Origin of the sequence: Kitasatospora sp. NPDC088548 (genome assembly GCF_044753005.1) — a bacterium.
Lineage (GTDB): Bacteria > Actinomycetota > Actinomycetes > Streptomycetales > Streptomycetaceae > Kitasatospora.
Window position 1 is genome coordinate 25994 of the sequence record NZ_JBIVMI010000018.1, and the last position, 19603, is coordinate 45596.

At 71.2% G+C, this 19603-nt stretch carries 19 protein-coding genes and 1 tRNA gene; 13 read left to right on the forward strand and 7 right to left on the reverse strand.

Features of this window, described 5'->3' with window-relative positions:
* Positions 1–127: 127 nt before the first annotated feature.
* The 5 genes from ACIP82_RS22600 (at position 128) to ACIP82_RS22620 (ending at position 3755) form a co-directional block, all read left to right on the forward strand.
* Positions 128–1570, forward strand: coding sequence for an amino acid permease (locus ACIP82_RS22600; protein ID WP_363606637.1), 1443 nt, complete (start codon positions 128–130; stop codon positions 1568–1570).
* 55 nt (positions 1571–1625) lie between these two features.
* A complete protein-coding gene (locus ACIP82_RS22605) occupies positions 1626–2057 on the forward strand; it encodes a Mov34/MPN/PAD-1 family protein (protein WP_400655583.1) in 432 nt (143 codons plus the stop codon).
* A gap of 139 nt (positions 2058–2196) precedes the next feature.
* Entirely contained in the window at positions 2197–2316 is a 120-nt protein-coding gene (locus ACIP82_RS22610; RefSeq protein ID WP_363606640.1) for a putative leader peptide, read from the forward strand.
* 102 nt (positions 2317–2418) lie between these two features.
* On the forward strand, positions 2419–2697 hold the full coding sequence (locus ACIP82_RS22615; RefSeq protein WP_350544771.1) for a MoaD/ThiS family protein: 279 nt from the start codon (positions 2419–2421) through the stop codon (positions 2695–2697).
* Between the two features lie 89 nt (positions 2698–2786).
* The gene (locus ACIP82_RS22620; protein ID WP_400655586.1) at positions 2787–3755 is read left to right on the forward strand and encodes a PLP-dependent cysteine synthase family protein; all 969 of its coding nucleotides are present in this window, start codon (positions 2787–2789) and stop codon (positions 3753–3755) included.
* 36 nt (positions 3756–3791) lie between these two features.
* On the opposite strand, the gene ACIP82_RS22625 is transcribed toward ACIP82_RS22620, so the two are convergent.
* On the reverse strand, positions 3792–4232 hold the full coding sequence (locus ACIP82_RS22625) for a type II toxin-antitoxin system PemK/MazF family toxin (RefSeq protein ID WP_363606644.1): 441 nt from the start codon (positions 4230–4232) through the stop codon (positions 3792–3794).
* 185 nt (positions 4233–4417) lie between these two features.
* On the opposite strand from ACIP82_RS22625, the gene ACIP82_RS22630 reads away from it, so the two are divergent.
* Entirely contained in the window at positions 4418–4609 is a 192-nt protein-coding gene (locus tag ACIP82_RS22630) for a MerR family transcriptional regulator (protein WP_363606646.1), read from the forward strand.
* A 185-nt stretch (positions 4610–4794) separates the two neighbouring features.
* Positions 4795–5541 (forward strand): MBL fold metallo-hydrolase, encoded by a 747-nt coding sequence (locus ACIP82_RS22635; RefSeq protein ID WP_363606647.1) that lies wholly within the window; start codon positions 4795–4797, stop codon positions 5539–5541.
* Between the two features lie 36 nt (positions 5542–5577).
* Here the strand turns inward: ACIP82_RS22635 and ACIP82_RS22640 are convergent, their stop codons facing one another.
* Positions 5578–6492, reverse strand: a complete 915-nt coding sequence (locus ACIP82_RS22640; protein WP_400655590.1) for a branched-chain amino acid transaminase — start codon at positions 6490–6492, stop codon at positions 5578–5580.
* 142 nt (positions 6493–6634) lie between these two features.
* Here ACIP82_RS22640 and ACIP82_RS22645 point away from each other — a divergent pair, with 142 nt between their 5' ends.
* The gene (locus ACIP82_RS22645; protein ID WP_400655592.1) at positions 6635–7708 is read left to right on the forward strand and encodes a LuxR C-terminal-related transcriptional regulator; all 1074 of its coding nucleotides are present in this window, start codon (positions 6635–6637) and stop codon (positions 7706–7708) included.
* A gap of 52 nt (positions 7709–7760) precedes the next feature.
* Here the strand turns inward: ACIP82_RS22645 and ACIP82_RS22650 are convergent, their stop codons facing one another.
* The 4 genes from ACIP82_RS22650 to ACIP82_RS22665 form a co-directional block, all read right to left on the reverse strand.
* On the reverse strand, positions 7761–9047 hold the full coding sequence (locus tag ACIP82_RS22650) for an LLM class flavin-dependent oxidoreductase (protein WP_363606652.1): 1287 nt from the start codon (positions 9045–9047) through the stop codon (positions 7761–7763).
* Entirely contained in the window at positions 9044–10087 is a 1044-nt protein-coding gene (locus tag ACIP82_RS22655) for an LLM class flavin-dependent oxidoreductase (RefSeq protein ID WP_400655596.1), read from the reverse strand. The genes ACIP82_RS22650 and ACIP82_RS22655 overlap by 4 nt, the downstream gene beginning before the upstream one ends.
* A 407-nt stretch (positions 10088–10494) precedes the next feature.
* Positions 10495–11766, reverse strand: coding sequence for a PTS transporter subunit EIIC (locus ACIP82_RS22660; protein ID WP_363606655.1), 1272 nt, complete (start codon positions 11764–11766; stop codon positions 10495–10497).
* 858 nt (positions 11767–12624) lie between these two features.
* Complete coding sequence (locus ACIP82_RS22665) at positions 12625–13914, reverse strand: PTS transporter subunit EIIC (protein WP_363606657.1); 1290 nt, start codon at positions 13912–13914, stop codon at positions 12625–12627.
* A gap of 403 nt (positions 13915–14317) precedes the next feature.
* Here ACIP82_RS22665 and ACIP82_RS22670 point away from each other — a divergent pair, with 403 nt between their 5' ends.
* The 4 genes from ACIP82_RS22670 to rdgB all read left to right on the forward strand — a co-directional run bounded on the left by ACIP82_RS22670 (position 14318) and on the right by rdgB (position 16575).
* Positions 14318–14551, forward strand: coding sequence for a glucose PTS transporter subunit EIIB (locus ACIP82_RS22670; RefSeq protein WP_030060521.1), 234 nt, complete (start codon positions 14318–14320; stop codon positions 14549–14551).
* A gap of 100 nt (positions 14552–14651) precedes the next feature.
* Positions 14652–15377 carry a ribonuclease PH gene (gene rph / locus ACIP82_RS22675; RefSeq protein WP_400655600.1) on the forward strand — a complete coding sequence of 242 codons (726 nt, stop codon included), beginning with the start codon at positions 14652–14654 and terminating at the stop codon, positions 15375–15377.
* A 172-nt stretch (positions 15378–15549) separates the two neighbouring features.
* Positions 15550–15939, forward strand: a complete 390-nt coding sequence (locus tag ACIP82_RS22680) for a hypothetical protein (RefSeq protein WP_363606660.1) — start codon at positions 15550–15552, stop codon at positions 15937–15939.
* A 30-nt stretch (positions 15940–15969) separates the two neighbouring features.
* A complete protein-coding gene (rdgB, locus tag ACIP82_RS22685) occupies positions 15970–16575 on the forward strand; it encodes an RdgB/HAM1 family non-canonical purine NTP pyrophosphatase (RefSeq protein WP_400655603.1) in 606 nt (201 codons plus the stop codon).
* 67 nt (positions 16576–16642) lie between these two features.
* Here rdgB and ACIP82_RS22690 read toward each other — a convergent pair.
* Positions 16643–16729, reverse strand: a tRNA-Leu gene (locus tag ACIP82_RS22690).
* A gap of 272 nt (positions 16730–17001) precedes the next feature.
* Here ACIP82_RS22690 and ACIP82_RS22695 point away from each other — a divergent pair.
* Positions 17002–19515 carry a chitinase C-terminal domain-containing protein gene (locus tag ACIP82_RS22695; RefSeq protein ID WP_400655605.1) on the forward strand — a complete coding sequence of 838 codons (2514 nt, stop codon included), beginning with the start codon at positions 17002–17004 and terminating at the stop codon, positions 19513–19515.
* Positions 19516–19603 lie beyond the last annotated feature (88 nt).

A 19603-nucleotide genomic window follows, 5' to 3' on the forward strand; every position in this document is an offset into this window, starting at 1 on the left:
ATTTCTGTCTAAAACGGGCGAAAACCTACCAGGTCATGCTCAAATGTCGCTCAGATGAACACCGCTATTCGGAGCCTGCGTGGTACGACTTCCTCCTCCCCACGAGACCCACCCAGGACGGTGAACCATGGCCGAACAGCTCTACGACGAAGTCGTCGACGCCAAGCCGGACGAGGAGGGTTACCAGCGGGGGCTGGGCAGTCGCCAGATCCAGATGATCGCCATCGGTGGCGCCATCGGCACCGGCCTCTTCCTCGGTGCGGGCACGGCGATCTCCAGGTCGGGGCCGAGCCTGATCCTGTCCTACGCCGTCGCCGGCGTGGTGATCTTCGTGATCATGCGGGCCCTCGGCGAACTGCTCACCTACCGCCCGGTGTCGGGCAGCTTCGCGGAGTACGCGCGGGAGTTCCTCGGCCCCTTCGCGGGTTATGTGACCGGCTGGACGTACTGGCTCTTCTGGGTGGTCACGGGCATGGCGGAAACCACCGCCGCCGCCGTCTACATACGGTTCTGGGCGCCCGACATCCCGCAGTGGATCAGCGCGTTGACCTTCCTGGTCATCCTGTACGCGGCCAACCTGATCTCGGTGAAGCTGTTCGGCGAGATCGAGTTCTGGTTCTCCATGGTCAAGGTGACGGCCATCATCGGCATGATCCTGATCGGCATCGGCGTGCTCACCCTGGGCTTCAGCAAAGCCGGTGACACCGCGTCGATCACCCACCTCTGGGACAACGGCGGCTTCTTCCCCAAGGGCATCGGCGCCACCGTGATGACGTTGCAGATCGTGATGTTCGCCTACCTCGGCGTCGAACTCGTGGGCGTCACCGCCGGGGAGAGCGAGAACCCGCAGAAGACCCTGCCGCGGGCCATCAACACCCTGCCCTGGCGCATCGTGCTGTTCTACATCGGCGCCCTGACGATCATCCTCGCGCTGGTGCCGTGGACCGAATTCCAGCCCGGCGTCAGCCCGTTCGTCGCCGCTTTCGGCAAGATAGGCATCCCGGCCGCGGCCGGCATCATCAACTTCGTGGTGCTCACCGCCGCGCTCTCCTCCTGCAACTCCGGCATGTATTCCACCGGCCGCATGCTGCGCGACCTCGCCCTGCGCGGCCAGGCCCCCGGCCGGCTCACCGGCCTCAACGCGCGCCGCACCCCCGCCGTCGCGATCACCGTCTCCTCGCTGCTGATGGGCGTCGGCGTGGTGCTCAACTACCTGGTGCCGGCCAAGGCGTTCGAGTACATCACCTCGGTCGCCACCGTCTGCGGGCTCTGGACCTGGGCGATGATCCTGATCTGCCAGATCCGCTACCGCCGGGCCTGGCGGAACGGTCACCTGCCACCGCCCAGCTTCAAGGCGCCCGGCGGTGTCTGGAGCAGCTGGGCCGCTCTCGCCTTCCTCGCCCTGGTCGTCGTGCTGATCGCCTTCGACCCGATCAGCCGGATCTCGCTCTACGTCTTCCCGGTCTGGGCCGTGCTCCTGGTCGTCGGCTACCAGGTGCTCAAGCGCACCCGCCCGCAAGCCGTCCACGGCACCGCCCATGACCACCTGCACGTCGGCGACAGCGGCTGAGCCGGGCCGTGGACGCCCCGGCGGACACCGGCCGGGGCGTGGCTATCCTGGCCGCATGCTGACCATCACCCGAGAACTGCGCGACGCGATCGTCGCCCACGCCCGCGCCGACCATCCGGACGAGGCCTGCGGCGTGGTCGCCGGACCGGCCGGCAGCGGACGGCCGGAGCGGTTCATCCCGATGCTCAACGCCGCCCGGTCGCCCACCTTCTACGAGTTCGACTCGGGTGACCTGCTCAAGCTCTACCGCGAGATGGACGACCGGGACGAGGAGCCCGCGATCGTCTACCACTCGCACACGGCCACCGAGGCCTACCCGTCGCGCACCGACGTGAGCTACGCCTCCGAGCCGTTCGCCCACTACGTCCTGGTCTCCACCGCCGAGGGCAACGGCGCGGACGACCCGTACCAGTTCCGCTCGTTCCGCATCGTGGACGGCGCGATCACAGAGGAAGACGTCCAGGTAGTCGAGGCCTACCCGGCCTGACCAGCACCCACCTGGGCGGGGCCCGCCGACTGTCCGCGAAGCGGTCGGCGGGCCGTGCTGTCTCAGCAGCAGAAACGGAAACATCCGGATCCCGAGACGGGCATGTCGGAGCGGGCCCGGGAATCTATACGATGAGTCCATGCGTTCCGTCGATGTGAGCAACCAGGCCCCGGGCATCCGCCTTGTGGCGCGCCTGCACGTCGACCTGTGCCGGCTCGCCAGTGCGATCTGTCCCGGCACGCCGGCGCGCTCGCGCTGAGCCGCCCGTCCAGGCCCGCCGTCGGCCCCAGGCCCCGGGCCCACCCCGCCCTGCCGCGTCCGCTGCGGCCCACCACCCCACCACTCGCACAGGAGCGCACCCATGGCCATCGAGGTCCGCATCCCGACCATCCTCCGCACCTACACCGACGGCGCCAAGGCCGTCGAGGGCACCGGTAGCAACCTCGGGGAACTCTTCCACGACCTCGACGCCCGCCACCCGGGCATCGCCGCCCGCCTGCTGGACGGCGGCGAGCTGCGCCGCTTCGTCAACGTCTACCTCAACGACGAGGACGTCCGCTTCCTGGAGGGCATCTCCACCGCCCTCGCCGACGGTGACAGCGTCACCATCCTGCCCGCCGTGGCCGGCGGCGCCCGCTGATCTCCCGCTCTCCCGCCCGATCGCCCACCGGGCGGCGCGGGCGGGAGAGCCGCCGCACCCGACCCTCACCGCCGTTGCCGGAGGCCCCCTTGCGTTACGACAGCCCGCTCGAAGCCGTCGGCAACACCCCGCTGGTCCGCCTGCCCCGACTCTCCGCCGCGCTCCCCGGCAACGCCGACGGCCTGGTGAGCCTCTGGGCCAAGCTGGAGGACCGCAACCCCACCGGGTCCATCAAGGACCGCCCGGCGCTGCACATGATCGAGCGCGCCGAGGCCGCCGGCCGGCTCACCCCCGGCTGCACCATCCTGGAGCCCACCAGCGGCAACACCGGCATCTCGCTCGCCATGGCCGCCAAGCTCAAGGGCTACCGGATGGTCTGTGTGATGCCCGAGAACACCAGTGAGGAACGGCGCGAGCTGCTCCGCATGTGGGGCGCCGAGATCATCGCCTCCCCGGCCGCCGGCGGCTCCAACACCGCGGTGCGGATCGCCAAGGAGATCGCCGCCGAGCACCCCGACTGGGTGATGCTCTACCAGTACGGCAACCCGGACAACGCCGGTGCCCACTACGCCACCACCGGGCCCGAGATCCTCGCCGACCTGCCCACCGTCACCCACTTCGTGGCCGGCCTCGGCACCACCGGCACCCTGATGGGCGTCGGCCGGTTCCTGCGCGAGAAGGTCCCCGGCGTGCAGATCGTCGCCGCCGAGCCCCGCTACGACGACCTGGTCTACGGTCTGCGCAACCTCGACGAGGGCTTCGTCCCCGAGCTGTACGACGCCGAGGTGCTCACCACCCGCTTCTCGGTCGGCTCCGCCGACGCCGTCCGCCGCACCCGCGAGCTCCTCCAGCAGGAGGGCATCTTCGCCGGCGTCTCCACCGGCGCCATCCTGCACGCCGCCATCGGCGCCGGCCGCAAGGCCGCCGCGGCCGGCCGCCGCGCCGACATCGTCTTCGTGGTCGCCGACGGTGGCTGGAAGTACCTCTCCACCGGCATCTACACCGCCGAGACCACCGAGGACGCGGTCGAGGCCCTTCAGGGCCAGCTCTGGGCGTAGGGCCCTTCCCGCCGGACGGGCCGGACGGCCCGACCGCTAGACCCCGGCCGCGTGCCGGGCCCGGGCCCAGGTCTGCCCGTCCACCGCACCGGCCCGGCGGCGGAAGGCCGAGAGCGGCACCTCGCGCAGCTCGTCGGTCTCCAGCCAGCTGCTCCGGCCCTGCCGGTCGGCCACCGTGCCGGGCGGCAGCGGCAGCACCCCGGGGCGGTCGGCGTGGTGCTTGCTGGTGATCTTCGCGACGGTCGCGACCCGGCCGTTCACCCGCAGCACCAGACAGGGGCGGTCCTTCGACCCCGGGCCGTCCTCGAACGGGACCTCGGCCCACCAGATCTCCTGCGGCGCCGGTCCGGGACGGCCCTTCGCCGGCCGTGGCGCGGCCGGTGCGGGCGCCTGCCGGGCCCGCCGGACCAGCGCCGGCACGACGAAGGCCAGGGCCGCGACCGCCGCCACCGCCAGGACCACCCAGATGCCAGTCATGCGGCCGACCGTACCGGGCACGCGGCTCCCCGCACCACTGTGACCGTCGCCGCGGCCGGGTATTTGTCCGGACTCTGCTTCCGGTTCGTCACGGAATGACCACAGAGTCCGATCTTGGGCGAGGATGCCCCCAGCCCCCGGAAAGGCTGCTCACGAACGTTTCCCGACGCAAACGGAGTGACCCCGTGAGGCACAGCACCGACCTGTGGACCTACACCGAGATCGCCCGCCACATCAAGGTCCAGCCGGAGACCGTCCGCAACTACCGCAGGCACGGCCTGCTGCCCGCCCCCGACGTCGTCGACGGCAGCGGCCACCCCCGCTGGTACCCCGCCACGATCAGGACCTGGGCCCGCAGGCGCCCCGGCCACCGCTGAACCGGAGACGCCGCCCCCGGCCCAGGCGTTCTGGTGATTCCAGCCACAGCGCGGCACGGAGACGGGGGCAAAGTGCCGCTCCCCCCTTACTCTCGACACGCGAACGCAGTGCTACCGGCCGGTTCACCGGCCCGTACTGCCATTGACCAGCAGCAGCCAGGACGTGTCGGGGCGGAGGGGCTCGGATGAAACTGACCGTGGTGGGGTGCTCGGGGAGCTTCCCGTCCGCCGACTCGCCGTGCTCCAGCTACCTCGTCGAGGCCGACGGCTACCGGGTGGTGCTCGACCTCGGCAACGGCGCGCTCGGCGCCCTGCAGAAGTACGCCGACCTCTACGAGGTGGACGCTGTCCTGCTCAGCCACCTCCACGCCGACCACTGCATCGACCTCTGCGCCTACTGGGTCGCGCGCAACTACCGTGCCGGGGGCTGTCCCGACCCGATGCCGGTCTACGGCCCGGCCGGGACCGCCGAACGGCTCGCCCGCGCCTACGACATGCCGGAGGACCCCGGCATGAAGGAGGTCTTCGACTTCCGCACCCTCACTCCCGGCGGCTTCGACCTCGGCCCGCTGCGGATCGGGGTCGCGCAGGTCAACCACCCGGTCGACGCCTTCGCCTTCCGGCTCGAACACAACGGCCGGGCCCTCGTCTACTCCGGCGACACCGGGGAGAGCGCCGAACTCGTCGAGCTCGCCCGCGACAGCGACCTCTTCCTCTGCGAGGCCGCCTACCTCGACGGCCGGGACACCTACCGCGCCGTCCACCTCAACGGCCGTGAGGCCGGTGAACACGCCACCGCCGCCCGCGCCCGGCGCCTCGTGCTCACCCACATCCCGCCGTGGACCGACGCCGAGCACAACCTGCGGGACGCCGCCGAGGCCTTCGCCGGCCCGGTCGAGGTCGCCCGGGCCGGCGCGGTGTACGAGATCTGAGTCCGCACCCGGAGACCGTCCGGCCTCCGGGCGGGTTCACTCCACCGGGGTCAGCCAGTGCCGGTACCGGGGATCGGCGCCCGAGACCGCCGCCTCGTAGGCCGCCCGCAGCCGGGCCGTCAGCGGGCCGGGCGCGGCCGGCAGCTCCCGGTCGTCCAGCGACCGCACCGGGACCACCCCGGCCGCCGTCCCGCAGACGAACACCTCGTCCGCCGCGTACAGATCCGAGCGCAGCAGCCGTTCCACCCGCACCTCCACCCCCAGGCCCCGGGCCAGCGCCAGCACCGTGTCCTGGGTGATCCCCTCCAGCGCTCCCGCGCTGGTCGGTGGGGTACGCAGCACCCCGTCGCGCACCGCGAACACGTTCTCCCCGGTGCACTCGCTCACCGAGCCGTCCGGGCCGAGCAGCAGCGCCTCGTCGTACCCCGCGTCGGTCGCCTCCCGGCGGGCCAGCACCGAGTTCAGATACGGGCCGGTCGCCTTCGCGGCGGGCGGCACCGTGTTCGGGTCGTTCCGCCGCCAGCTGCTCGTCTTCACCCTGATCCCCGCCTCCGCTTCGGGGAGTTGGGACTGCCACTCCCAGCTCGCGATCGACGTCGAGACGGGGGAGGAGCGCATGTCCATCCCCATCGAGCCGTAGCCGAGGAAGGCGAAGTGCCGCAGATAGCAGGACCGGTGGCCGTTGGCGCGCACCAGTTCGATCGTTGCCTTGGTCAAGTCGTCCACGGTGTAGGGGAGTTCCATGCGCAGCATGCGGGCGCTGCGCTCCAGCCGGCGCAGATGCTCGGGCAGCCGGAACACCGCCGGGCCGTCCGCCGTCGCGAACACCCTGGTGCCCTCCAGTACCCCTGTGCCGTAGTGCAGTCCGTGCGTCAGGACGTGCACCCGCGCCTCCTGCCAGGGCACCAGTGCGCCGTCCAACCAGATCGTCGAAGCTTCGGGAAGAGCCATGGGGCCATCCTGGCCACCGCCGGACCGCGGGTCAGCCGCCCCGGCGCTGCCGGAACCGGCCATGACCGGGAGCGGAAGGGGCGGCCGTCTCGCTCCTCGGAAACCCCGGACCCACCCGCCGCCCCCTCACTACGCTGCGCTGATGGAGAGCCCCGACGGCCGCCCCGACAGTGACGCCACCCTGCTCTACGCCCGCCTGCTCGCCGAGCCGGGACGCCCGGCCGTCGCCCTCGGCCTGGGCTGGGACGAGAGCCGCCTCGCCGCCGCGACCGGCGAGCTTCTCACGCTCGGCCTGCTCCAGCCGACGGCCGGCGGTCGGGGCGCGGGCCAGGAGGCAGGTCGGGGCGCGGGTCGGGGGCCGGGCCAGGGCGCCGACGGCGTCGGCGATCACGCTGCCGGTCATGCGGCGGTCTCCGTCGACACGGCCGTCCGCCAACTGCTCCTCGACGCCGACCAGCAGGTCGGCGCCCTGGTCACGGCCCTGCGCCGGGCCCGCGACTCCGTCGACCGCCTGCACACCGGCTACCTGCCGGTCCAGCACCGCCACCACGCCGGTACCGCCCTCGAGCTCGTCCGCGGGGCCGACCGGATCGCCGCCCTGCTGGAGGACGCGGCCCGCGGTGCCCGCACCGAGGCGCTCTCCCTGCGCCCGGGCCAGGACCTGTCGGGTCCGGCCCTGGCCGGCAAGCTGGCCCGCGAACGGCTCGCCCTCGCCCACGGCACCGCCCTGCGCACCATCTACCCGGCCGCCGCGCTGCGCCGGCCCGCCGTGCTCGCGCACGTCCGGGAGCTGACCGGCGCCGGGGCCAGGATCAGGGCCGCCCACTCGCTGCCGCTCTGGCTGATCGTGGTGGACGCCCGGCTGGCGATCCTGCCCGCGCCGGGCGCCGGTCCGGACGGCGACGCCCCGGTGGCGGAGGCGGCCGTGGTGGTCCGCGAACCGGCCCTGGTCGCACTGGTGGCGGAGCTGTTCGAGTACTTCTGGTCGGCCGCCTGGACGCCGCCGGAACTCCTCTCCGACGCGACGGAGATGACCGACCGTCATCTGGAGGTGCTGCGGCTGCTCGCGGCCGGCCGTACCGATGCGGCGATCGCCCGCAAGCTGGAGGTGTCCGAGCGTACGGTGCGCCGGCTGGTCGCCGAACTGACCGCCGGCCTGGGAGCGGAGAGCCGCTTCCAGGCCGGTGTGCACGCGGCCCGCCTCGGCCGGATCTGAGGCGGGATCTGAGCCCGGATCCGAGGCGGGCCGCGGTGCGGGTGCGTTCGGCTCAGCGCCGTCCGGGCACGGGCAGGCCGAGGTGGTCGCGCAGCGTCGTCCCGGTGTACTCGGTGCGGAACACCCCGCGCTCCTGGAGCAGCGGCACCACCTGGTCGACGAAGTCGTCCAGGCCGCCGGGGGTGAGGTGGGGGACGAGGATGAAGCCGTCCGCCGCGTCGTTCTGCACATAGCCGTTGAGCTGCTCGGCGACCGTCTCGGCCGAGCCGATGAAGGACTGCCGCCCGGTCAGCTCGATCACCAGTTCGCGGCTGGTCAGTTTCTTCTCGGCGGCCACCGCACGCCATCGGGCGGCGAGTTCCAGTGGGTTCCCGGCCCTGACCCGGCCCTGGACGAGGGTGCTGTCCGGGTCGGGGTCCACGGCGGGCAGCGGACCGTCCGGGTCGTGGTCGGACAGGTCGATGCCCCAGACCTGCTCCAGGAAGGCGATCGCCGTCTGCGGTCCGACCTGGGCGCGGCGGATCTCGGCGGCGCGCTCGGCGGCCTCGGCGTCGGTGTCGCCCAGGACGTAGGTGACCCCGGGCATGATCTTCAGCTCGTCGGGCTTGCGCCCGTACCCGGCCAGCCGCCGCTTGACGTCGGCGTGGAAGGCCTGGCCGTCGGCGAGGGTGGAGTGCCGGCTGAAGATGACGTCGGCGGCCGAGGCGGCGAACTCCCGCCCCTCGTCGGAGTCCCCGGCCTGGATCACCACCGGATGGCCCTGCGGCGGGCGGGGGAGCGACAGCCGGCCCTCGACCTCGAACTGCGGGCCGCGGTGCCGCACCGCTTCCTCCTCGCCGTCCCAGAACTCCCGGACCAGCTGGACGAATTCGGCGGCGCGGGAGTAGCGGTCGGCGCGGTCGAGGTAGCCGCCGCGGCGGAAGTTCTCACCGGTGAAGGCGTCCGAGGAGGTGACCACGTTCCAGGCCGCCCGGCCGCCGGAGAGGTGGTCGAGCGAGGCGAACCGCCGGGCCAGCTCGTACGGCTCGTTGAAGGTGGCGTTGACGGTGGCGGCCAGCCCGAGGTGGGTGGTGACGGCGGCCAGCGCGTTGAGCACGGTGATCGACTCGGGGCGCCCGACCACGTCCAGGTCGTGGATGCGGCCCTTCAGCTCGCGCAGCCGCAGGCCCTCGGCGAGGAAGAAGAAGTCGAACCGGCCGCGCTCGGCGGTTTCGGCGAGATGGCGGAAGGAGGAGAACTCGATCTGGCTCCGGGAGGCCGGATCGGTCCACACCGTGGTGTTGTTGACGCCCGGGAAGTGCGCGGCGAGGTGGATCTGCTTGAGCGGTCGGTCCGTCATCGGGTCACCTCGGCGGGGGCGGCGGCAGCGGGGGCGGCGGTGCTGGAGAGGGCGTAGCGGCTGGCAGGGCGGATCAGGCCGAGGTGGTCGCGCAGGGTGCGGCCGGTGTAGCGGGTGCGGAACAGCCCGCGCTCGCGCAGGGCCGGGACCACGTCGTCGGCGAGGGCGGCCAGGTCACGGGCCGGTTCGGCGGGCACCAGATGGAAGCCGTCCACGCCGCCTCCGCTCCCGGCTATCTCTGCGACCAGCGCGCGGGCCGCGGGCGCGTCGGGGAGCGCGGCGTCGATCCGGGCGAGGATCCGCAGGCTCTCGCCCGCGTGCAGCCGCAGTTCGGTGGCGGCGGTCAGCCGGGCGGCCGGGCCGGGGGCGTCCAGCAGGACCACGTCCGCGTACCGGGCCGCGGTGCGGACCCGGGCGCGGGCGCCGGCCGGGGCGTCCGGCGCGAGGTCCGCCGCGGCGACCGGGACCACGATGACCGGGCGGCCCTGCGGCGGGCGCGGGGTGATGGACGGCCCGCGAACGGAGAAGTGCGGGCCCTCGAAGTCGATGTAGTGCAGCTTGTCGCGGTCGATGAAGCGGCCGGTGGCGACATCGCGGATCTCCGCGTCGTCCTCCCAGCTGTCCCAGAGCCGGGAGGCGACCTCGGCGGCGTCGGCGGCCTCGGCCCAGAGCACGTCGGCCGGGGCGACGGCGCGCCGGCCGAAGGCCCTGGCCTCCGCCTCCGTGTCGGAGACCCCGACCAGCCAGCCGGCCCGGCCCTCGCTCACCCAGTCCAGCGTGTTGACGGAGACCGAGGTGTGGAACGGCTCGGTGTGGGTGGTGGTGACGGTGGGGACGAGGCCGAGGCCGCCGGTGACCGGTGCCAGCCGGGAGAAGGTGGCGAGGGCGTCGAGGCGGCGCGGCTCGGGGGTGTACGAGTCGTCGAGGGTGGCGAAGTCCAGGGTGGCCCGTTCGGCGAGGCGGGCGAGGGCCGCGAAGTGCCCGGCATCGACGTGGCCGGGGCTGTCGAGGGCAGCGGAAAGGTGCAACTGGCGGGGCATGTGAGGCCTTGACTTTCCTCGTGCGGGTGCGTGCGGGCACGGGTCGGACCTGCGCGGGCACGCGGGGGTACGTGGCGGTGGCCCGGACAGAGCGGGCGGACACGAGAGGCGGGAAGCAACGGGGCCGGGCCGGGCGGGGTCGTCAGCCGGGCGGCGGCGGGGGAACGGTCAGGTCAGGCGCAACACGCCGCGGACCACACCCGACCGAAGTCGATGTGGCTGCGGGTGACCAGAATGCGCGGGGCGTTCACCGCTTCAGTTGACCAGCGATCTTGCCGGTTCGTCAACCACCGTCTCGCCGGGCGGGCCAGGATCCGGGACGGCCGGAGACGGGACGACCCCGCCCCGCCGCTCGGGGGAGCGAGCGGCGGGGCGGGGTCGTGAGTGGTGCGGGGTGATCCTCGGCGTCAGGCCTTGGTCACGTCCTCGATCTCGTCGTCATCCTCGCGACCGGGGGTCTTGATGTCGAACTTGATGATCGCGAAGCGGAAGAGGAAGTAGTACAGCGCGGCGAAGACCAGGCCGATCGGGATGATCAGCCACGGGTCGGTCGCGAGGTTCCAGTTGAGCAGGTAGTCGATCAGGCCGGCCGAGAAGCCGAAGCCGTCGTGGACGCCGACGGCCCAGGTCACGGCCATCGACAGACCGGTGAGCAGGGCGTGGATGACGTACAGCACCGGCGCGATGAACATGAAGGAGAACTCGATCGGCTCGGTCACACCGGTGACGAAGCTGGTCAGGGCGACCGAGATCATCATGCCGACGACGGCCTTGCGGCGCTCGGGGCGGGCGCAGTGGGCGATGGCCATCGCGGCGGCCGGCAGGCCGAACATCATGATCGGGAAGAAGCCGGACATGAACTGGCCGGCGCTCGGGTCACCGTGGAAGAAGCGCGGGATGTCGCCGGTCCAGACCTGGCCGGAGGCGTCGGTGAAGCTGCCGACCTGCTGCTGGAAGAAGGTGTTCAGGAACTGGTGCATGCCGACCGGGATCAGCATGCGGTTGGCGACGCCGTAGATCCCGGCGCCGCCGGCGCCGAGGCCGGTGAGCCAGTCGCTGGCGTTGGTCAGGCCGGTGCCGATCGGGCCCCAGGCGAGACCCATCACGACACCCAGCAGGGTGCCGACGAAGGCCATCAGGATCGGGACCAGGCGGCGGCCGTTGAAGAAGCCCAGCCAGTCCACGAGCTTGGTGCGGTGGTACTTCTGCCAGATCATGGCGCTGAGCAGACCGACCACGATGCCGCCGAAGACGCCGGGGTTCTGCGGCTTTCCGTCGGGCAGCGCCGCGGTGACCGTCCCGTCCATCGGGAAGGCGGTGAGCACGTTGTGGTAGACGAGGTAACCGACCAGGGCGGCCAGCGCCGTGGAACCGTCCGCCTTCTTGGCGAAGCCGATCGCCACGCCGACGCAGAACAGCAGCGGGAGGTTGCCGAACACGGCGTCACCGGCGGTGGCGAAGACCTTGGCGACCTTGCCCCAGCCGAGGCCGTCCGCGCCGAAGACATCGGGCTGGCCGAGGCGCAGCAGGATGCCCGCTGCCGGCAGCACGGCCACCGGGAGCTGGAGGCTGCGGCCGATCTTCTGCAGACCCTGAAGCAGGTTCTGGCCGAACTTCTTGGTGGGACTTGGCGTGGCCGGAGCCGCGGCGGGCGCCGGTGCCTGCGCAGACTGACTCATGGGGGTGGGTTCCTAACGACAGGGGCGGGTCGGTCGGGGGTAGGTGCACAGGGGGCCGAACCGCGAACTGGTCTACACCACACGTGGTGTAGACCAGTTTTGTAGCACGGGTGGAGAAGGGGGGGAACCCCTGAAAGCGGTGCTGGTGAGAAGCGCTATGAAATCGAAACCTACTTGCGGATCAACGATCATGATTACCCGCCGTGATTGGGATTTTGGCTATTTGCGCAACAAAAAGGCCCGGGCGCTCGGCGGGTGGTGCGCGGAGGCCCGGACGGGGCCGGACAGTGGACGAATGGTCGGCCGGGCCGGGCGGTGCCGGCGGACCTCGGTCCGGGTCGGGGTCCGACTCGGTGGGGCGGGCCGGACGGCGGGGCCGGGCGCGGGGTGAGGTGGCGGCCGCGGTCGGCGGCGGGCCGGCCGGGACCGTCGCCGGTCAGCGGCGGCGATCGTCGGCGTGATCGCGGGACGCCGCCCGCCCCCGTCCGGGTGCCCGGTATTTCCTGACACATTGAGATCGGTCTCGGCGCAGGTGTCCCGCCTTCTCGGTGAAACCGGCGGTAGCGCCCGGGGGCGGCGGCGGTGGCCGATTGCCGAACGCGGTATCGCCGGCGGTGGTGATCTCTCCCCCCACCCGGGCCCGCTCCCGCCGCCGTGGGCGCTCCGGCGGCCCCGGGGCAGGCCGCCCACGGCCGGTCCGGCTCCGGGCCCCGGGCGTCCGGCGGGCCCCGGATCACCCTGGGAGGGATATCTCCGTCCTTTTCGTGGCCATCGGAACCGGCTCTTTTCGGATATGCCGAAGGCCCCCGGGCCGATGCTCCGGAGGCCTTTTTCGGATGGCGCGTGGTGACGCTCGGTTTATGCCTTGGTCACGTCCTCGATCTCGCTGTCGTCCTCGCGTCCGGGGGTTTTCAGGTCGAATTTCAGGATGATGAACCGGAACAGCGCGTAGTACACGGCGGCGAAGCAGAGCCCGATCGGGATGATCAGCCAGGGCTTGGTGGCCAGGCTCCAGTTGATCACGTAGTCGATCAGGCCGGCCGAGAAGCTGAAGCCGTCGTGCACCCCGAGGCCCCAGGTCACCGCCATCGACGCACCCGTCAGTACGGCGTGCACGCCGTACAGCGCCGGGGCGATGTAGGCGAAGGAGTACTCGATCGGTTCGGTGACGCCGGTGACGAAGGAGGTGAGCGCCACCGAGGTCATCAGGCCGTAGATCTCCTTGCGGCGGTGCGGCTTGGCGCAGTGGGCGATGGCCATCGCGGCGGCGGGCAGCGCGAACATCATGATCGGGAAGAAGCCGGAGGTGAACTGGCCCGCGGTGGGGTCGCCCGCCAGGAAGCGCGGGATGTCGCCGTGGACGATGCTGCCGTCGGGCTTGGTGAAGTCACCGAACTGGAACCAGACGAAGGTGTTCAGCAACTGGTGCATGCCGATCAGCAGCAGCGCGCGGTTGGCCAGGCCGAAGATGCCGGCGCCGCCCGCGCCCAGATCGGAGAGGTCCTGGCTGAGGTCGGTCAGGCCGCGGCCGATCGGCGGCCAGACCCAGAGGGCGACGCACGCGGTGGCCAGGCCGACCAGGGCGGTGATCATCGGCACCAGGCGGCGGCCGTTGAAGAAGCCCAGCCAGTCCACCAGCCTGGTGCGGTGGAAGCGGACCCAGAGCCAGGCCGTCATCAGGCCGATCAGGATGCCGCCCAGCACCCCCGGGTTCTGGTACGTCGCCGCCGCCGCCCGCGCCGAGGTGTAGTCCACGCACTGGTCGCTGACCAGTACCGTCGGCGGCTTGCAGTGCTCCGGGAAGGCGTGCAGCACCTTGTAGTAGACGAGGAAGCCGACCACGGCGGCCAGCGCCGTCGAGCCGTCCGCCTTCTTCGCCATGCCGATCGCGACGCCGATGCAGAAGAGCAGCGGCAGCCCCAGCGAGGAGTCCAGCAGGGCGCCGCCCGCCGCCGCGAAGACCTTGGCCACGTCGTCCCAGCCGAGGCCGTCCTTGCCGAAGACGTCGTCCTGGCCGAGCCGGTTGAGGATGCCCGCCGCCGGCAGGACCGCCACCGGCAGCTGGAGCGAGCGGCCCATCTTCTGGAGTCCGCCGTAGAAGGTGTGCCACCACGTGGTCTGCGGGGCTGTGGCGCCTGCCGAACTCATCCCTGGCCCTCCGAGAGCAGTTGCCGATCGCTGGCCCCGTGGGGGACCCTCGGACGGGGCTCAGGAACGCCCGGGGCGCTTCCTGCGTTCATCGGAGTACCCATATATTGGTGTAGACCACTTTTGGGTTGCAGGCCGCGCGCGCCGGGGCGCAAGCCCCACTGGTCGTCATCCTCGGACGAAGATCCAGACCGTGCGCGTCGGAATGGGCCAAAAGTGGACTAACGTGGCAGATCGGTCCTGCTCGGGTGATGCTTGTCGCGCTGCCGCGCGGCGCGACGACGGCTGAATCCGCATCAGCACCGACAGCGATCCTCCCCGGTCTTCGGCCGGGGTACCCCCGCACAGCGCAGGACGGCACCCGGCAGAGCAGCCGACGGGCCGAGACAGAGGGAGAAATCAGATGGCCAGCAAGGCTGAGAAGATCGTCGCCGGTCTGGGCGGCATCGACAACATCGAAGAGGTCGAGGGCTGCATCACCCGCCTGCGCACCGAGGTCAAGGACGCCTCCCTCGTCGACGAGGCAGCCCTGAAGGCCGCCGGCGCCCACGGCGTCGTCAAGATGGGCACCGCCATCCAGGTCGTCATCGGCACCGACGCGGACCCGATCGCGGCCGACATCGAGGACATGATGTGAGCTGAGCCCACCGGGCTCGCCCTCCCCGGCCCGCCGACCCCAGGTCGGCGGGCCGAGGCATCCCCGGGGCACCCGTGCGAAGCGACTACGCTCGATGCCTATGTCACGCATCGACGGCCGCACCCCCGACCAGCTCCGCCCCATCACCATCGAACGGGGCTGGAGCAAGCACGCCGAAGGCTCCGTCCTCATCTCCTACGGCGACACCAAGGTGCTGTGCACCGCCAGCGTCACCGAAGGCGTCCCCCGCTGGCGCAAGGGCAGCGGTGAGGGCTGGGTCACCGCCGAGTACTCCATGCTCCCGCGCGCCACCAACACCCGCGGCGACCGCGAGGCCGTCAAGGGCCGCATCGGCGGGCGCACCCACGAGATCAGCCGCCTCATCGGCCGCTCCCTGCGCGCCGTCATCGACCACCGCGCCCTCGCCGAGAACACCATCGTCCTCGACTGCGACGTCCTCCAGGCCGACGGCGGCACCCGCACCGCCGCCATCACCGGCGCCTACGTCGCCCTCGTCGACGCCGTCTCCTGGGCCCGCGAGAAGAAGATCCTCCGCGCCAAGGGCCAGCCCATCACCGGCGGCGTCAGCGCCGTCAGCGTCGGCATCATCGACGGTGTCCCGATGCTCGACCTCCAGTACGAGGAGGACGTCCGCGCCGAGACCGACATGAACATCGTCTGCACCTCCGACGGCCGCTTCGTCGAGGTCCAGGGCACCGCCGAAGGAGCCCCCTTCGACCGCGCCCTGCTCGACCAGCTCCTCGACCTGGGCACCCTCGGCTGCGCCGAACTCGACGAGATCCAGCGCAAGGTGCTGGAGGGCTGAGCCGCTCCCCGGCCGCCCAACGGGCCCCGGTGCCTGGCCGGTTGTACGGCGTCGCTGCTGTACAGGCCGGGCCCGGAGCCCGTACGGTTCCCGCAGCACCCCCGTTGCGGGAACCGCGCACCCCTCGGCGCGCGTCCCCTCCCTTCGGAACCCGCGCACCCAGGAGGACCGGATGCCCCCGAGCATCGCCCGCCCCGCCACCCTCGCCGTGGCCGGCCTGATCGCCATCCTCCCGCTCAGCGCGGTCAGTTGCTCCGCCGCCCAGAAGGCCCTCGACTGCGGCAACACCGCGGTCCGGATCACCGGCGACCTCGCCGACGTGACCAGCGCCTACGACAACGCAAGCAATGACGCGGCCGCCGCCGGGCAGGCCCTGCAGAAGCTGAAGAACGACCTCGACCAACTGGGCAGGAACTCCAAGGACACCGATGTCGCCAAGGCCATCAGCGACCTCCAGACCCAGGTCGACAAGGTCCAGAAGGCCGTCAACGACAAGGAGGTCCCGGACCTCAAGCCGCTGGGCGACGCGGCCGGGAACCTCACGCAGGTCTGCGGCAGCTGACCGGCGGTGACGGTTGGCTAGGGTGGGGGCATGTCCACCCGACTGATCCTCGCCACCCGTAACCAGCACAAAGTAGCCGAACTTCGCGCCATTCTCGGCGCCGCCGGCCTGGACGTCGAACTGGTCGGCGCCGACGCCTACCCCGAGATCCCGGACGTTCGCGAGACCGGTGTCACCTTCGCGGAGAACGCCCTGCTGAAGGCGCACGCCCTGGCGCGGGCCACCGGGCTGCCCGCGGTCGCCGACGACTCGGGCCTCTGCGTGGACGTCCTCAACGGTGCCCCCGGCATCTTCTCGGCCCGCTGGGCCGGCAAGCACGGCGACGACCGCGCCAACCTCGACCTGCTGCTCGCCCAGCTCTCCGACATCGACGCCCCGCACCGCGGCGCCCACTTCTTCTGCGCGGCCGCCCTCGCGCTCCCCGACGGCACCGAGCGGGTCGTCGAGGGCCGCCTCCTCGGCACCCTCCGGACCGCCCCCGCGGGTGACGGCGGCTTCGGCTACGACCCGATCCTGCAGCCGCTCGGTGAGGCCCGCACCTGCGCGGAGCTGACGGCGGACGAGAAGAACGCCATCAGCCACCGCGGTCAGGCCTTCCGTGCCCTCGCCCCGGTGGTGAAGGACCTCCTCGGCTGACGAGGCCTCGGAGAACGACGAAGGCCCACCCGGAGATCGCCTCCGGGTGGGCCTTCGATGTGAAGGCTGGTGCGGCCTGAGGGACTCGAACCCTCACGGGATTTCTCCCATGGGCACCTAAAACCCAGGCGTCTGCCAATTCCGCCAAGGCCGCTTACACCATTGCCTCTCATGCTACTGGGACCATGCGTGCGGTCGCACCACCCTTTCCCCGGCGTGGTCGGCGGCGGGTCTCCGGCGGCCCCCCGGCCGGGTCCGCGCCGGGCCCTCGGCGGGCCCTTGACCTGACCCCCGGTGAGTGCGTGGTTGACCGGCGATGTTTGGGATTTGATTACCAATTGGTACAGACCTATTGACCTATGTGGTTCAGACCACATAGCTTCAGCGCCAATCTGCAATCCCCCACGTGCGTGCTCCCCCACAGGCATGCGCCGGCACTCTCTCCCGGAGGACCGAGTGTTGATCAGAACCACGGCGGAGCAGCGTCCCACCGCTGTTCGCCGCCGCAAGAACCCGGCCGCCCGGGCAGGCGTGGCCTCGCTGGCGGCAGCCGGTCTGGCCGGTCTGCTGCTGGCGACGCTCGGCGCGGCGCCCTCGCAGGCGTCCGCCACCGTCGACAACGCCGCCTGTCGTCCCGACGGCATGTACCAGACGCCCGGCGTGGACGTTCCGTACTGCAACGTCTACGACACCGCCGGCCGCGAGAAGATGGGCGCGGACCACCAGCGCCGCATCATCGGGTACTTCACCGGCTGGCGTACCGGCAAGGACGGTACGCAGCCCTACCTGGTGAGCGATGTCCCCTGGGACAAGGTCACCCACCTGAACTACGCGTTCGGGCACGTCGGCGGCGACAACAAGCTGTCCGTCGGCACCGACAACGACAAGAACGAGGCCACCGGGATCTCCTTCCCGGGCGTGCCCGGCGCCGAGCTGGACCCGTCGCTGCCCTACAAGGGCCACTTCAACCTGCTGACGAAGTGCAAGAAGCAGTACCCGAACGTCAAGACCATGATCTCGGTGGGCGGTTGGACCGAGACCGGCGGGTACTTCGGTGACGACGGCAAGCGCGTCAACAGCGGCGGCTTCTACTCGATGACCGTCAACCCGGACGGCAGCGTCAACCAGGCGGGCATCGACACCTTCGCCAGCTCGGCGGTCGACTTCATCAAGAAGTACGGCTTCAACGGCGTCGACATCGACTACGAGTACCCGACCTCGATGAAGGACGCCGGCAACCCGCTGGACTGGCAGCTCGCCAACAGCAAGCGCGGTTCGCTGGCCAAGGGCTACGCGGCGCTGATGAAGACGCTGCGGGAGAAGCTCGACCGGGCCGGCGCCACCGACGGCAAGCACTACCTGCTCTCGGTCGCGGCCCCGTCGTCCGGCTACCTGCTGCGCGGCATGGAGACCTTCCAGATCGCGCAGTACCTGGACTACGTCGACATCATGTCGTACGACCTGCACGGCTCCTGGAACAAGTACGTCGGCCCGAACGCCTCGCTGTTCGACGACGGCAAGGACGGCGAGCTGGCGGCGGCCAACGTGTACGGCACCGGCCAGTACGGCGGCATCGGCTATCTGAACGCCGACTGGTCGTACCACTACTTCCGCGGCGCGATGCCGGGCGGCCGGATCAACGTCGGTCTGCCGTACTACAGCCGCGGCTTCAAGAACGTCACCGGCGGCACCAACGGCCTCTGGGGCACCGCGTCCGCGACCACCTGCCCGGTGGGCTCGGGTCTGACCGCGTGCGGTGACGGCGCCGTCGGCATCGACAACATCTGGAACGACAAGGACGACGCGGGCAAGGAGTCCCCGGCGGGCTCGAACCCGATGTGGCACGCCAAGAACCTGGAGAAGGGCATCGTGCCCGACTACCTCTCCAAGTACGGGGTGAAGGACACCGCGCTCCAGGGCACCTACACCCGCAACTACAGCTCCACCCTGGTGGCGCCGTGGCTGTGGAACGACACCAAGAAGGTGTTCCTCTCCACCGAGGACGAGCAGTCGGTGGGCGCCAAGGCCGACTACATCGTCAACCAGGGCGCCGGCGGCGCGATGATCTGGGAGCTCGCGGGCGACTACAAGTGGGACGCGACCGCCAACGGCGGCAAGGGCCAGTACGTGCCGGGCTCGACGCTGACCTCGCTGATGTACGACAAGTTCAAGGCGGCCTCGCCGTACGGTGCGACCCGCTCGACGATCGCGCTGCCGCAGCAGACCCTGCCGATCGACGTGTCGTTCACCAACTTCGCGCTGGGTGACTCCAACTACCCGATCAACCCGAAGATCCACATCGTCAACAACTCGGCGCTGACCCTGCCGGGCGGCACCGAGTTCCAGTTCGACTACAGCAACTCGGCTCCGGGCAACGCCAAGGACCAGTCCGGCTTCGGGCTCCAGGTCATCAAGCAGGACAACCCGGGCCCGGGCAACGTGGGCGGCCTCAAGGGCACCTACAACCGGGTGTCGGTCAAGCTGCCGGGCTGGCAGTCGCTGGCGCCGGGCGCGTCGATCGACATGGACTTCGTCTACTACCTGCCGGTGACGACCCCGTCCAACTGGACGGTCAACGTCGGCGGCACGCTGTACGGCCTGAAGGGCGACCTGACCCGGGGCGCCGTGGACGGTGGCACCCCGTCGCCGACCCCGACCCCGACGGCCACCGCGACCGTGTCGCCGACCGCCTCGCCGACCGCCACCGCCACCGCGACCGCGACCGCCACGGCGACCGCGACCGCCACGGCGACCGCGACCGCCACGCCGACCCCGGGTGCCTGCACGGGCGCGCCGAGCTGGGACGCGGACACCTCCTACGCGAGCACCACCAAGGTGTCGTGGAAGGGCCACTACTACCAGAACAAGTGGTGGACCAAGGGCGACGACCCCAGCGCCAGCGGTGCCTGGGGGGTCTGGAGCGACCTCGGGACCTGCTGATCGGTCGATCCGATGAGCATGGCTCTCTGAGGTGAGAGACGGCGGTGGCGGTGCACCCGGTCGGGGGGTGCGCCGCCACCGCTGCCGT